This is a genomic window from Bradyrhizobium sp. 191 (assembly GCF_023100985.1).
GTDB classification, from domain to species: Bacteria; Pseudomonadota; Alphaproteobacteria; order Rhizobiales; family Xanthobacteraceae; genus Bradyrhizobium; species Bradyrhizobium diversitatis.
Window position 1 is genome coordinate 8,223,102 of record NZ_CP064692.1, and the last position, 13,309, is coordinate 8,236,410.

At 64.3% G+C, this 13,309-nt stretch carries 13 protein-coding genes; all 13 read left to right on the forward strand.

Going from position 1 to position 13,309, the window contains the following annotated elements; genetic code table 11:
- Positions 1–8: 8 nt before the first annotated feature.
- Complete coding sequence (locus IVB23_RS38880) at positions 9–620, forward strand: NADH-quinone oxidoreductase subunit C (protein ID WP_247802096.1); 612 nt, start codon at positions 9–11, stop codon at positions 618–620.
- A gap of 2 nt (positions 621–622) precedes the next feature.
- Complete coding sequence (locus tag IVB23_RS38885; protein WP_247802097.1) at positions 623–1,819, forward strand: NADH-quinone oxidoreductase subunit D; 1,197 nt, start codon at positions 623–625, stop codon at positions 1,817–1,819.
- Entirely contained in the window at positions 1,819–2,799 is a 981-nt protein-coding gene (locus tag IVB23_RS38890) for an FkbM family methyltransferase (protein WP_061877838.1), read from the forward strand. Before IVB23_RS38885 ends, IVB23_RS38890 begins: the two co-directional genes overlap by 1 nt.
- A gap of 10 nt (positions 2,800–2,809) precedes the next feature.
- The gene (nuoE, locus tag IVB23_RS38895; protein ID WP_061877839.1) at positions 2,810–3,421 is read left to right on the forward strand and encodes an NADH-quinone oxidoreductase subunit NuoE; all 612 of its coding nucleotides are present in this window, start codon (positions 2,810–2,812) and stop codon (positions 3,419–3,421) included.
- Complete coding sequence (locus IVB23_RS38900; RefSeq protein ID WP_061877840.1) at positions 3,421–3,627, forward strand: hypothetical protein; 207 nt, start codon at positions 3,421–3,423, stop codon at positions 3,625–3,627. Before nuoE ends, IVB23_RS38900 begins: the two co-directional genes overlap by 1 nt.
- Positions 3,628–3,642: 15 nt before the next feature.
- Positions 3,643–4,968, forward strand: coding sequence for an NADH-quinone oxidoreductase subunit NuoF (nuoF, locus tag IVB23_RS38905; protein ID WP_061877841.1), 1,326 nt, complete (start codon positions 3,643–3,645; stop codon positions 4,966–4,968).
- A gap of 5 nt (positions 4,969–4,973) precedes the next feature.
- Positions 4,974–7,049 carry an NADH-quinone oxidoreductase subunit NuoG gene (nuoG, locus tag IVB23_RS38910; RefSeq protein ID WP_247802098.1) on the forward strand — a complete coding sequence of 692 codons (2,076 nt, stop codon included), beginning with the start codon at positions 4,974–4,976 and terminating at the stop codon, positions 7,047–7,049.
- A 10-nt stretch (positions 7,050–7,059) separates the two neighbouring features.
- Entirely contained in the window at positions 7,060–8,127 is a 1,068-nt protein-coding gene (gene nuoH / locus IVB23_RS38915; RefSeq protein ID WP_131868155.1) for an NADH-quinone oxidoreductase subunit NuoH, read from the forward strand.
- Between the two features lie 14 nt (positions 8,128–8,141).
- On the forward strand, positions 8,142–8,630 hold the full coding sequence (nuoI, locus tag IVB23_RS38920; protein WP_061877860.1) for an NADH-quinone oxidoreductase subunit NuoI: 489 nt from the start codon (positions 8,142–8,144) through the stop codon (positions 8,628–8,630).
- Positions 8,631–8,764: 134 nt separating this feature from the next.
- Positions 8,765–9,403 carry an NADH-quinone oxidoreductase subunit J gene (locus IVB23_RS38925; protein WP_061877843.1) on the forward strand — a complete coding sequence of 213 codons (639 nt, stop codon included), beginning with the start codon at positions 8,765–8,767 and terminating at the stop codon, positions 9,401–9,403.
- The gene (gene nuoK / locus IVB23_RS38930; protein WP_008547737.1) at positions 9,400–9,708 is read left to right on the forward strand and encodes an NADH-quinone oxidoreductase subunit NuoK; all 309 of its coding nucleotides are present in this window, start codon (positions 9,400–9,402) and stop codon (positions 9,706–9,708) included. Before IVB23_RS38925 ends, nuoK begins: the two co-directional genes overlap by 4 nt.
- A gap of 8 nt (positions 9,709–9,716) precedes the next feature.
- The gene (nuoL, locus tag IVB23_RS38935) at positions 9,717–11,795 is read left to right on the forward strand and encodes an NADH-quinone oxidoreductase subunit L (protein WP_197966825.1); all 2,079 of its coding nucleotides are present in this window, start codon (positions 9,717–9,719) and stop codon (positions 11,793–11,795) included.
- Positions 11,796–13,304, forward strand: coding sequence for an NADH-quinone oxidoreductase subunit M (locus IVB23_RS38940; RefSeq protein WP_061877845.1), 1,509 nt, complete (start codon positions 11,796–11,798; stop codon positions 13,302–13,304).
- The last annotated feature ends 5 nt before the right edge of the window (positions 13,305–13,309 follow it).

Below are 13,309 nucleotides of genomic sequence, written 5' to 3' on the forward strand. Positions count from 1 at the left end.
TTTACGTCATGGACGACGCCAAGCTCGACGCCCTGGGGCAGACGATCGTTAGCGCGCTTCCGGGCGCCGCCACCGGTCATTCGGTGGCCTTCAACCAGCTCACGGTTGATGTCGAGGCCGTCAAGATCGTCGAGGTGGTCAAGTACCTCCGCGACGATCCGAGCTGCCGTTTCGTCAACATCACTGACATCACGGCAGTGGACTATCCCGATCGTGAGAAGCGTTTCGACGTGATCTATCACTTCCTGTCGCCGACGCTGAACACGCGGATCCGGCTCCGTGCCCAGGCGGACGAGACCACGCAGGTGCCGTCGCTGATCGACGTATTCCCGGGTGCGGACTGGTTCGAACGCGAGGCCTACGACCTCTATGGCGTGTTCTTCGTCGGTCATCCCGACATGCGCCGCCTCCTTACCGATTACGGCTTCGAGGGCCATCCGCTGCGCAAGGATTTCCCGACGACCGGTTTCGTCGAGGTCCGCTACGACGACCAGGAGAAGCGCGTGGTCTACGAGCCAGTCCGGCTCAATCAGGAATTCCGCAAGTTCGATTTCCTCTCACCGTGGGAAGGGGCGGACTATCCGCTGCCCGGTGACGAGAAGGCGGGGCCGAAGGTCTGATCATGAACGAGCAACCCGAGAATCTCCGTAACTTCACCATCAATTTCGGCCCCCAGCATCCGGCTGCGCACGGCGTGTTGCGCCTGGTGCTGGAGCTCGACGGCGAAGTGGTCGAGCGCGTCGATCCGCATATCGGGCTGCTTCACCGCGGCACCGAAAAGCTGATCGAGCAGAAGACCTATCTCCAGGCGATCCCGTATTTCGACCGGCTCGACTACGTCGCGCCGATGAACCAGGAGCACGCCTTCTGCCTCGCGGCCGAAAAGCTGCTCGGCATCGAGGTGCCGCGCCGCGGCCAGCTGATCCGCGTGCTCTATTGCGAGATCGGCCGCATCCTCTCGCATCTGCTCAACGTCACCACGCAGGCGATGGACGTTGGCGCGCTGACCCCGCCGCTGTGGGGCTTCGAGGAGCGCGAGAAGCTGATGGTGTTCTACGAGCGTGCCTCGGGCAGCCGTATGCATGCAGCCTTCTTCCGCGTCGGCGGCGTGCACCAGGACTTGCCGCAGAAGCTGGTCGACGACATCGAGGCCTGGTGCGATCCGTTCCTGAAGGTCGTGGACGACCTCGACCGTCTGCTCACCGCCAACCGCATCTTCAAGCAGCGCAACGTCGACATCGGCGTGGTGCCGCTCAAAGAGGCCTGGGAGTGGGGTTTTTCCGGCGTGATGGTGCGCGGCTCCGGCGCGGCCTGGGATCTGCGCAAGTCGCAGCCCTACGAATGTTACGCCGAGATGGATTTCGACATTCCGATCGGCAAGAACGGCGATTGCTACGACCGCTACCTGATCCGCATGGAAGAGATGCGCCAGTCCGTGCGCATCATGAAGCAGTGCATCCAGAAACTGAATGCGCCCGACGGCAAGGGCCCGGTCGTCGTCGAAGACAACAAGGTCGCGCCGCCGCGCCGTGGCGAGATGAAGCGCTCGATGGAAGCGCTCATCCACCACTTCAAGCTCTACACCGAAGGCGTCCACGTGCCGGCCGGCGAAGTCTACGCCGCGGTCGAAGCGCCCAAGGGCGAGTTCGGCGTCTATCTCGTCTCCGACGGCACCAACAAGCCCTATAAGTGCAAGATCCGCGCGCCGGGCTTTGCGCATCTCCAGGCGATGGATCACATCTGCCGCGGCCATCTGCTCGCCGACGTCTCGGCAATCCTCGGCTCGCTCGACATCGTGTTCGGAGAGGTCGATCGGTGATGGGCCAGCAGGCGCCAATCCAGTTTGACCGCGCCTCGGGGGCCCTGGAAGGGGCCAACCTGTGGGAGCGGACGGCTGCCTTGGCGCTGGTGACGGGATCGAAGATCTCCTCGCATTTCTCGCACATGGGCTATATCGCCTGCGCGAATTTGCTGCGCAGGACGCTGCCGGAGCGCAACATCGCGATCAGGCTCAATCCCGACGCCGTGTTCGAATTCCCCTACGGCGACGGCTATTGGAGCAAGCTGCTCAACCGCTCCTACAATTACGAGGACGAGCTCGAGCTGCTGTTCGCCGATTCCATCGACGTCGACTACACGCTGCTCGATTGCGGCGCCAATTACGGCTACTGGTCGGTGCTGGTGTCGAGCAAGCCGTTTGGTTCGCACAAGGCGATCGCGATCGAGCCATCGGGGCAGAACTATCCGAAGCTCGCCAACAACGCCCGCGTCAACGGCAATCGCTTCGAGACCATGAAATGCGCCATCGGCGCGGCCCGCGGCACCGCGCGGCTGTCCGGCACCAAGCACGAAGCCTTCAGCATCGCCGGCGATCCGTCGGCGGGCGGTGAAGAAGTGTCCGTGATCGCGCTCGACAACCTCATCGACGACGGCAAGGTCGCGGCCACCGGCAAATACCTGATCAAGCTCGACGTCGAGGGCGTCGAGATCGAGGCGATCAAGGGCGGCGCCCGGCTGCTCGAGGCCGACAGCGTCGTCATGTGCGAGGAGCACGGCAGCGACCGCAATCACTCCGTGTCGCGCTACATCCTCGAACAGACCCCGCTGAAGCTGATCGTGTTCGATCCGCGCAGCAACCGGATGGAGACCGTGACCGAGCTGTCGATCCTCGACCGCATCAAGGTCTCGACCCACGTCGGCTACAACGTTTTCGGCACCGCAAGCGCATTCTGGCAGGACAGGATCGAAGCCATGAATGCCAAGAACTTGAGTGCGAAGTCCGCGCGCCGTATGCAGTGAGAGATTAGAGATGTCCGTTCGCCGATTAGCACCGAAGGAAGTCCAACCCGCGAGCTTCGCGTTCACGGAGGAGAACCTCGCATTCGCCAGGCAGCAGATCGCGAAATATCCCGCCGGCCGCCAGGCCTCCGCGGTCATCGCCATCCTCTGGCGCGCGCAGGAGCAGAACGAGGGTTGGGTTTCGGAAGCCGCGATCCGCGTCATCGCCGACATGCTCGACATGCCCTATATCCGCGTGCTGGAGGTCGCGACCTTCTACACCATGTTCCAGCTCGCCCCGGTCGGCAAGAAGGCCCATGTCCAGGTCTGCGGCACCACGCCGTGCCGCCTGCGCGGCGCCGAGGATCTGATCCACGTCTGCGAGCACCGCATCCATCACGAGCCCTTCCATCTCTCCAAGGACGGCAATTTCAGCTGGGAAGAGGTGGAGTGCCTCGGCGCCTGCGTGAATGCGCCGATGGTGCTGATCGGCAAGGATACTTACGAGGACCTGACCAAGGAAAGCTTCGGCAAGGTGCTCGACGGTTTTGCTTCGGGCAACCCGCCCAAGCCGGGTCCGCAGAACGGCCGCCAGTTCTCGGCGCCGATCACCGGACCGACCACGCTGAAGGAGACCACCTGATGCGTGATCTCGCTTCGTCGATAGCGCAGGGGAGCGGTGGCATGAAGAAGTGGGGCTTCATCGCGATGCACGCCGTGGTGGCGGCCGCCTTCATCTTCCTGTTGCAGCGCTTCGCCCTGAACGCATCGCTGGAATCGGCTTCGCTCTGGGCGCTGACGTTTGGCATCTGCGCCGCCGGACTTGCCTACAAGCAGTCCAATCGTTGATCGGAAAGCACTGATATGCTCGAGGACAAGGACCGCATCTTCAAGAACCTCTACGGCCTCCACGATTGGGGGCTCGAGGGCGCGCGGCGCCGCGGCGCCTGGGACGGCACGAAGAACATCATCGACAAGGGCCGCGACTGGATCATCAACGAGATGAAGGCCTCGGGGCTCCGCGGCCGCGGCGGCGCAGGCTTCCCGACCGGTCTGAAATGGTCCTTCATGCCGAAGGAATCGACCGACGGCCGGCCGAGCTATCTCGTCGTCAACGCCGACGAGTCCGAGCCCGGCACATGCAAGGATCGCGAGATCATGCGGCACGATCCGCATCTCCTGATCGAGGGCTGCCTGATCGCGAGCTGCGCGATGAACGCGCACACGTGCTACATCTATGTCCGCGGCGAGTTCATCCGCGAGCGTGAGCACCTCCAGGCCGCGATCGACCAGGCGTACGACGCCAAGCTGGTCGGCAAGGACAACGTCAACGGCTGGCCGTTCGACATCTACGTCGCCCACGGCGCCGGCGCCTATATCTGCGGCGAGGAGACCGCGCTGCTCGAAAGCCTCGAAGGCAAGAAGGGCCAGCCGCGCCTGAAGCCGCCGTTCCCGGCGAACGTCGGTCTGTTCGGCTGCCCGACCACCGTCAACAACGTCGAGTCGATCGCCGTTGCGCCGGATATCCTGCGCCGCGGCGCGGCGTGGTTCGCCGGCATCGGCCGCCCGAACAACGTCGGCACCAAGCTCTTCTGCATTTCCGGCCATGTCGAGCGGCCCTGCAACGTCGAAGAGGCCATGGGCATCCCGTTCCGCGAGCTGATCGACAAGCATTGCGGCGGCATTCGCGGTGGCTGGGACAACCTCAAGGCCGTGATCCCCGGCGGCTCGTCGGTGCGCATGGTGCCGGCCGAGCAGATCATCGACACGCCGATGGATTTCGATTCCTTGAGCAAGCTGCGCTCGGGCCTCGGCACCGCGGCCGTGATCGTGATGGACAAGTCCACCGATCTGATCCGCGCCATTGCCCGCATCTCCTATTTCTACAAGCACGAGAGCTGCGGCCAGTGCACGCCGTGCCGCGAGGGTACGGGGTGGATGTGGCGGGTCCTGACCCGCATGGCCGAGGGGCGCGCCCACAAGCGCGAGATCGACATGCTGCTTGAAGTGACGAAGCAGGTCGAAGGCCACACCATCTGTGCGCTCGGCGACGCGGCGGCATGGCCGATCCAGGGCCTGATCACGCATTTCCGTCACGAGATCGAAGCGCGCATCGACCAGTATTCGCACAAGGCCGACATCGACGATATCGGCGTCCGCGATCCCGTGAACATGGTCGCGGCGGAGTAAGAGACATGACCAAGCTCATCATCGACGGCAAGGAGATCGATGTCCCCGCCGAATACACGCTGCTCCAGGCGTGCGAAGCGGCCGGTGCCGAAATTCCGCGCTTCTGCTATCACGAGCGGCTGTCGATCGCCGGCAACTGCCGGATGTGCCTCGTCGAGGTGAAGGGCGGCCCGAAGCCGGTTGCCAGCTGCGCCTGGGGCGTGCGCGACTGCCGTCCGGGCCCCAAGGGCGAGCCGCCGGAGATTTCCACCCGTTCGCCGATGGTGAAGAAGGCGCGCGAAGGCGTGATGGAATTCCTTCTCATCAACCATCCGCTGGACTGCCCGATCTGCGACCAGGGCGGTGAGTGCGACCTCCAGGACCAGGCGATGGGCTATGGTGTCGATACCAGCCGCTTCGCCGAGAACAAGCGTGCGGTCGAGGACAAATATCTCGGCGCGCTGGTCAAGACCTCGATGAACCGCTGCATCCAGTGCACGCGCTGCGTCCGCTTCTCGGCGGAAGTCGCCGGCGCCCCCGAGATGGGCGCGACCGGCCGCGGCGAGGACATGGAGATCACGACCTATCTCGAGCACGCGCTGACGTCGGAATTGCAGGGCAACCTCGTCGACATCTGCCCGGTCGGCGCGCTGACCTCGAAGCCCTATGCGTTCGCGGCGCGTCCGTGGGAGCTCGGCAAGACCCAGTCGATCGACGTCATGGACGGCCTGGGATCGGCGATCCGCGTCGACACCCGCGGCCGTGAGGTGATGCGTATTCTGCCGCGCATCAACGAGGCCGTGAACGAGGAGTGGATCTCCGACAAGACCCGTCACGTGGTCGACGGCCTGCGCACCCAGCGCCTTGACCGTCCCTATATCCGCGAAGCCGGCAAGCTGCGCGCGGCGAGCTGGACCGAGGCCTTCGCCGCGATCGCCGTCAAGGCGGCGCGCACCGACGGCAAGCGCATCGGCGCGATCGCCGGCGACCTCGCCGGTATCGAGGAGATGTTCGCGCTGAAGGGTCTACTCGCCAGGTTCGGCTCCAGCAATCTGGCGGTGCAGGGCGGCGATGCGTTCGATCCGGCACTCGGCCGCGGCTCCTACATCTTCAACCCGACGCTCGCGGGCGTGGAGCACGCGGATGCGCTGCTCATCATCGGCGCCAACCCGCGGAAGGAGGCGGCCGTGTTCAACGCCCGCATCCGCAAGCGCTGGCGTGCCGGCGGCTTCAAGGTCGGGGTGATCGGTGCCAAGGTCGACCTGACCTACGATTTCGACCATCTCGGTGCCGGCACCGAAACGCTGGCCGAGCTCGCGGCCGGCAAGCACTCCTTCATGGACGTGCTGAAGAACGCCAAGAACCCGATCATCATGGTCGGCGCGGGCGCGGCCGCCCGTCACGATGGTGCCGCCATTCTCGCCGCCGCTGCCAAGCTCGCGCTCGACGTCGGGGCCGTGAAGGACGGCTGGAACGGTTTTGGCGTGCTGCACGAGACCGCCTCGCGCGTTGGTGCGCTCGATATCGGTTTCTCCGCAACGAGCGGAGGCCTGAACGCGGCGCAGATGACGACGTTCGGCACGCTCGACTTGCTGTTCCTGCTCGGGGCCGACGAGATCAAGGCGCCGGACGGCACCTTCGTCGTCTATATCGGCACCCATGGCGACCGCGGTGCGCATCGCGCCGACGTGATCCTGCCGGCGGCCGCCTACACCGAGAAGTCCGCGATCTACGTCAACACCGAGGGCCGCGTGCAGATGACCGGCCGCGCCGCGTTCCCGCCGGGCGAAGCCCGCGAGGACTGGGCGATCATCCGCGCGCTGTCAGAAGCGCTGGACAAGAAGCTCGGCTATGACTCGCTCGCGCAGTTGCGCCAGGCGATCTTCAAGGCCGTGCCGCATCTGATCCGTCTCGACCAGATCGAGGCCGGCACCGCCGACCAGATCAAGAAGCTGGCGGGGAAGGGCGGCTCGCCCGAGAAGGCGCCGTTCAAGCCGCTGGTCGAGGACTTCTACCTGACCAATCCAATCGCGCGTGCGTCCGCCGTGATGGCGGAATGCTCGCGCCTCGCCTCCGGGCATATGCTGACCGCAGCGGAGTGAGCGTGATCTGATGGAATTCTTCGAAAGCGCATTCTGGACCGGGTTCCTCTGGCCGCTGATCATCATGGTCGCGCAGAGCGTCCTGGTGCTCGTCGTCCTCCTGGTCGCGATCGCCTACATCCTGCTCGCCGACCGCAAGATCTGGGCGGCGGTGCAGATCCGCCGCGGCCCGAACGTGGTCGGCCCGTGGGGCCTGCTGCAATCCTTCGCCGACCTTTTGAAGTTCGTGCTGAAGGAGCCGATCATTCCGGCCGGCGCCAACAAGGGCGTATTCCTGCTGGCGCCGCTGGTGTCCTGCGTGCTCGCGCTCGCCGCCTGGGCGGTGATCCCGACCAATCTCGGCTGGGTGATCGCCGACATCAATGTCGGCGTCCTCTTCATCTTCGCGATCTCGTCGCTGTCGATCTACGGCATCATCATGGCCGGCTGGTCGTCGAACTCGAAGTATCCGTTCCTGGCCGCGCTGCGCTCGGCGGCGCAGATGGTGTCGTACGAAGTCTCGATCGGCTTCGTCATCATCACGGTGCTGCTCTGCGCCGGCACGCTGAACCTGTCGGCGGTGGTCGAGGCCCAGCACGCGCGCGGTCTCGCCAGCCTGATCGGGTTGCCGCAACTCACCATCCTGAACTGGTATGTCTGGCCGCTGTTCCCGATGTTCGTCGTGTTCTACGTCTCGGCGCTGGCGGAAACCAACCGTCCGCCCTTCGACCTCGTCGAAGCCGAATCCGAGCTCGTCGCCGGCTTCATGGTCGAATACGGCTCGACTCCGTACCTGCTGTTCATGCTCGGCGAGTATGTCGCGATCGTCACGATGTGCGCGCTGGCGACGATCCTGTTCCTCGGAGGCTGGCTGCCGCCGGTGGACCTGCCGCCCTTCAACTGGGTGCCGGGGATCATCTGGTTCTCGCTGAAACTGTTCTTCATGTTCTTCCTGTTCGCGATGGCGAAGGCGATCGTGCCCCGCTACCGTTACGATCAACTGATGCGCCTCGGCTGGAAGGTGTTCCTGCCGCTGTCGCTGGTGATGGTGATCGTGGTGGCCGGCGTGCTGCATTTCGCCGGCATCGCGCCGAAGTGAGGGCCGTCATGGGTATCAACGTCAACACCACTGCACGCTCGCTTCTGCTGTCGGAGTTCGTCTCGGCGTTCTTCCTCGCCATGCGCTATTTCTTCCAGCCGAAGCCGACGCTGAACTATCCGTTCGAGAAGGGCCCGATCTCGCCGCGCTTCCGCGGCGAGCACGCGCTGCGCCGCTATCCGAACGGCGAGGAGCGCTGCATCGCCTGCAAGCTGTGCGAAGCGGTCTGCCCGGCGCAGGCCATCACCATCGAGGCCGGGCCGCGCCGCAACGACGGCACCCGCCGCACCGTGCGCTACGACATCGACATGGTGAAGTGCATCTATTGCGGCCTCTGCCAGGAGGCCTGTCCTGTGGATGCCATCGTCGAAGGCCCGAACTTCGAGTTCGCGACCGAGACCCGCGAGGAACTGTTCTATGACAAGGCCAAGCTGCTCGCCAACGGCGACCGCTGGGAACGCGAGATCGCGAAAGCGATCGAGCTCGACGCGCCGTACCGGTGAGGTGAGGGCATGATCCTTCCCGCCATCTCCTCGTCATTCCGGGACGCGCGAAGCGCGAACCCGGAATCTCGCGCCACAACCTCTGGATTCCGGGTTCGCGCTGGCGCGCGCCCCGGAATGACGGGAGTTTCTCGATGATCCTTCCCGCGCTGTTCTTCTATCTCTTCGCCGGCGTCTGCGTCGCCTCGGCGGTGATGGTGATTGTCTCGCGCAATCCCGTGCACTCCGTGCTGTACCTGATCCTTGCCTTCGTCAACGCCTCCGGCCTGTTCGTGCTGATGGGCGCCGAGTTCCTCGGCATGATGCTGATCGTCGTCTATGTCGGCGCGGTCGCGGTGCTGTTCCTGTTCGTGATCATGATGCTCGACGTCGACTTCCTCGAGCTGCGCGAGGGCTTCATCGAGTACCTGCCGGTCGGCCTCGTGATCGGCGGCATCTTCCTGTTCGAGCTGCTGCTCACGGTCGGCTTCTGGGTCATCAATCCCGGCGTCTCCAAGACAATCACGGCGGCGATCCCGGCCAACGTCTCCAACACCGAGGCGCTCGGGCTCGTGCTCTATACGAAGTACATCCACTACTTCCAGCTCTCGGGCATGGTGCTGCTGGTCGCCATGATCGGCGCCATCGTGCTGACCCTGCGCCATAAGGCGAAGGTCAAGCGGCAGGACATCAACGTTCAGAACGCACGGACGCCCGAAATGGCGATGGCGATGCGCAAGGTGGCGCCGGGGCAGGGACTCTCGGACGCCGATGCGGCGGAGTGGGTGAAATGACGATCGGGCTCGGACATTATCTGGCGGTCGGCGCGATCCTGTTCACGCTCGGCATCCTCGGCATCTTCCTGAACCGCAAGAACATCATCGTCATCCTGATGTCGATCGAGCTGATCCTGCTCTCGGTCAACATCAACCTCGTGGCGTTCTCGACCTTCCTCGGCGACATCGTCGGCCAGGTCTTCGCGTTGCTGGTGCTGACGGTTGCGGCTGCTGAAGCTGCGATCGGTCTCGCCATCCTGGTGGTCTATTTCCGCAACCGCGGCTCGATCGCGGTTGAGGACGTCAATCTGATGAAGGGCTGAGCTCTCAAATGGTTCAGGCAATCGTTTTCCTGCCTCTGCTGGGCGCCATTCTGGCCGGCCTGATTGCGCTGTTCGGCGCGCATGCCCGCAACCCCTCGGGCGACGAGGTCGAGCATCACGGCGACCACGGGCATGGCCACGGCGACGCTCACGCCTCGGCGGCCCATGACGACCATGGCCATGACGACCATGCCCACGACGATCACGGCCCGACCGAGCCTGCCGCGGCGGGCTCGCGCCCCGCCGAGCTGATCACCACGGCGCTGCTGTTCGTCTCGGCGGCGTTGTCCTGGATGACGCTGGTCGATGTCGGCTTCATGCACCACGACTACAGGATTCAGCTGCTGCCCTGGATCTTCTCCGGCGACCTCCAGGTCTGGTGGACGCTGCGCGTCGACACGCTCACCGCCGTGATGCTGGTGGTGGTGACCACCGTGTCCTCGCTCGTGCACCTCTATTCCATCGGCTACATGGACGAGGACCCGAACCGGCCGCGCTTCTTCGGCTATCTCAGCCTCTTCACCTTCGCCATGCTGATGCTGGTGACGGCGGACAACCTCGTGCAGCTGTTCTTCGGCTGGGAAGGCGTGGGCCTGGCGAGCTACCTGCTGATCGGCTTCTGGTACCAGAAGCCGTCGGCGAACGCGGCCGCGATCAAGGCCTTCGTGGTCAACCGCGTCGGCGATTTCGGTTTCGCGCTCGGCATCTTCGCGATCTTCATGCTGGTCGGCTCGACCGATTTCGAGACCATCTTCCACGCGGCGCCCGGCCTCACCGGCAAGACCGTCAACTTCCTCGGCTGGCACGCCGACGCGCTGACCCTGACCTGCCTGTTGCTGTTCATGGGCGCGATGGGCAAGTCGGCGCAGTTCCTGCTGCACACCTGGTTGCCGGACGCGATGGAAGGCCCGACCCCGGTCTCGGCGCTGATCCATGCCGCGACCATGGTCACCGCCGGCGTGTTCATGGTGGCGCGCCTGTCGCCGCTGTTCGAGCTCGCCCCGAATGCCCAGGCCGTCGTGATGTTCTTCGGCGCCACCACCGCGTTCTTCGCCGCAACCATCGGCCTCGTCCAGAACGACATCAAGCGCATCGTCGCCTATTCGACCTGTTCGCAGCTCGGCTACATGTTCGTGGCGATGGGAGCAGGGGCCTACTCGGTCGGCATGTTCCACCTGTTCACGCACGCCTTCTTCAAGGCGCTGCTGTTCTTGGGCTCCGGCTCGGTGATCTACGCGATGCACCACGAGCAGGACATCCGCAACATGGGCGGCCTCTGGAAGAAGATCCCCTACACCTATGCGGTGATGGTGGTCGGCACCCTGGCGCTCACCGGCTTCCCGCTGACGGCCGGCTACTTCTCCAAGGACGCGATCATCGAGTCCGCCTACGCCTCGCACAATCCGTTCGCGGTGTACGGCTTCCTGATGACGGTCGTCGCCGCCGGCCTGACCTCGTTCTATTCCTGGCGCCTGATCTTCAAGACCTTCCACGGCGAGCCGCATGACGAGCATCACTACGAGGCCGCGCATGAGGCCCCGCTCTGGATCCTGATCCCGATCGGCGTGCTCGCGGTCGGCTCGTTCGTCGCGGGGCTGCCGTTCAAGGAGCTGTTCGCTGGTCACGGGGTCGAGGAGTTCTTCCGCGAATCCGTGAAGATGAACCCCCACATCATCGAGGAGATGCACCACATCCCGCAGACCATCGCCTTCCTGCCGACGGTGATGATGGTGCTGGGCTTCCTGGTGTCGTACCTGTTCTACATCCGCCGGCCTTATCTGCCGGTCGAGCTCGCGAAGACGCAGCCGATGCTGTACCAGTTCCTGCTCAACAAATGGTACTTCGACGAGCTTTACGACCTCATCTTCGTCCGTCCGGCGAAGTGGATCGGTTATCAGCTCTGGAAGAAGGGCGACGGCTTCATCATCGACGGCTTCGGCCCCGACGGCGTCTCCGCCCGCGTGCTGGACGTCACCCGCAACGTCGTGAAGATCCAGACCGGCTATCTCTATCACTACGCATTCGCCATGCTGATCGGCGCCGCCGGCCTGATCACCTGGTTCATGTTCGGCTTTGGAGGCCAGTAAATGACAACCTGGCCCATACTTTCGGTCACGACGTTCCTGCCGTTGGTCGGCGCGCTGATCGTCTATCTCAGCCGCGGCGATGACGAGGCGGCCCGGCGCAATTCGCGCTGGATCGCGCTGTGGACCACGCTGATCACCTTCGCGGTGTCGGTGATCCTGGTCATGCGTTTCGACCCCAGCAACCCCGACTTCCAGTTCGTCGAGAAGGCGAACTGGCTCGCCACCGGCATCACCTACCACATGGGCGTCGACGGCATCTCGCTGCCGCTGGTGATCCTCACCACCGCCGTGATGCCGTTCTGCATCATCGCGAGCTGGAAGGCGATCACGAGCCGCGTCCGCGAATACATGATGGCGTTCCTGATCCTGGAAACGCTGATGATCGGCACCTTCTCGGCGCTCGATCTCGTGCTGTTCTACCTGTTCTTCGAGGGCGGCCTGATCCCGATGTTCCTGATCATCGGCGTCTGGGGCGGCCCGCGCCGGGTCTACGCCTCGTTCAAGTTCTTCCTCTACACGCTGCTCGGCTCGGTCCTGATGCTGCTCGCCATCATGGCGCTGTACTGGAACGGCGGCACCACCGACATCCCGACCCTGATGCACACCGCCGTGCCGCGGTCCCTGCAGACCTGGGCGTGGCTCGCCTTCTTCGCCTCGTTCGCGGTGAAGATGCCAATGTGGCCGGTGCACACCTGGCTGCCCGACGCGCACGTCGAAGCGCCGACCGCGGGCTCGGTGGTGCTTGCCGCGATCCTGCTGAAGATGGGCGGCTACGGCTTCCTGCGCTTCTCGCTGCCGATGTTCCCGCTGGCCTCGCACGACTTCGCGCCGCTGATCTTTACGCTCTCGGCCATCGCCATCATCTACACCTCGCTGGTGGCGCTGATGCAGGAGGACATGAAGAAGCTGATCGCGTACTCGTCGGTGGCGCATATGGGCTTCGTCACGATGGGCATCTTCGCCGGCACCATGCAGGGTGTCGCCGGCGGCGTGTTCCAGATGATCTCGCACGGCATCGTCTCCGGCGCGCTGTTCCTCTGCGTCGGCATCGTCTACGACCGTCTGCACACCCGCGAGATCGCGGCCTATGGCGGCCTCGTCAACCGGATGCCGCTCTATGCGATGACCTTCATGGTCTTCACCATGGCCAATGTCGGCCTGCCCGGAACGAGCGGCTTCGTCGGCGAGTTCATGACGCTGCTCGGCACCTTCAAGGTCTCGATCCCGACCGCGTTCTTCGCCAGCTTCGGCGTGATCCTGTCGGCGGCCTATGCGCTGTGGCTCTACCGCAAGGTGGTGTTCGGGGCCCTGGTCAAGCCGTCGCTGATGAGCATGAAGGATCTCACCTTCCGGGAGTGCCTGACGCTGTTCCCGATGATCGCGCTGACGATCCTGTTCGGCGTCTATCCGAAGCCGGTGCTCGACATGTCGGCCGCCTCGGTCCAGCAACTCGTCAACAACTACAACACCGCCGTGACGGCCATGAAGGCCGCCGCACTGCTCCAGTGATCGGG

Coding starts and splice junctions, on each gene's coding strand:
- IVB23_RS38880 (WP_247802096.1), top strand. CDS start 9: ATGGACGACGCCAAGCTCGACGCCCTGGGGCAGACGATCGTTAGCGCG.
- IVB23_RS38885 (WP_247802097.1), top strand. CDS start 623: ATGAACGAGCAACCCGAGAATCTCCGTAACTTCACCATCAATTTCGGC.
- IVB23_RS38890 (WP_061877838.1), top strand. CDS start 1,819: ATGGGCCAGCAGGCGCCAATCCAGTTTGACCGCGCCTCGGGGGCCCTG.
- nuoE (WP_061877839.1), top strand. CDS start 2,810: ATGTCCGTTCGCCGATTAGCACCGAAGGAAGTCCAACCCGCGAGCTTC.
- IVB23_RS38900 (WP_061877840.1), top strand. CDS start 3,421: ATGCGTGATCTCGCTTCGTCGATAGCGCAGGGGAGCGGTGGCATGAAG.
- nuoF (WP_061877841.1), top strand. CDS start 3,643: ATGCTCGAGGACAAGGACCGCATCTTCAAGAACCTCTACGGCCTCCAC.
- nuoG (WP_247802098.1), top strand. CDS start 4,974: ATGACCAAGCTCATCATCGACGGCAAGGAGATCGATGTCCCCGCCGAA.
- nuoH (WP_131868155.1), top strand. CDS start 7,060: ATGGAATTCTTCGAAAGCGCATTCTGGACCGGGTTCCTCTGGCCGCTG.
- IVB23_RS38925 (WP_061877843.1), top strand. CDS start 8,765: ATGATCCTTCCCGCGCTGTTCTTCTATCTCTTCGCCGGCGTCTGCGTC.
- nuoK (WP_008547737.1), top strand. CDS start 9,400: ATGACGATCGGGCTCGGACATTATCTGGCGGTCGGCGCGATCCTGTTC.
- nuoL (WP_197966825.1), top strand. CDS start 9,717: ATGGTTCAGGCAATCGTTTTCCTGCCTCTGCTGGGCGCCATTCTGGCC.
- IVB23_RS38940 (WP_061877845.1), top strand. CDS start 11,796: ATGACAACCTGGCCCATACTTTCGGTCACGACGTTCCTGCCGTTGGTC.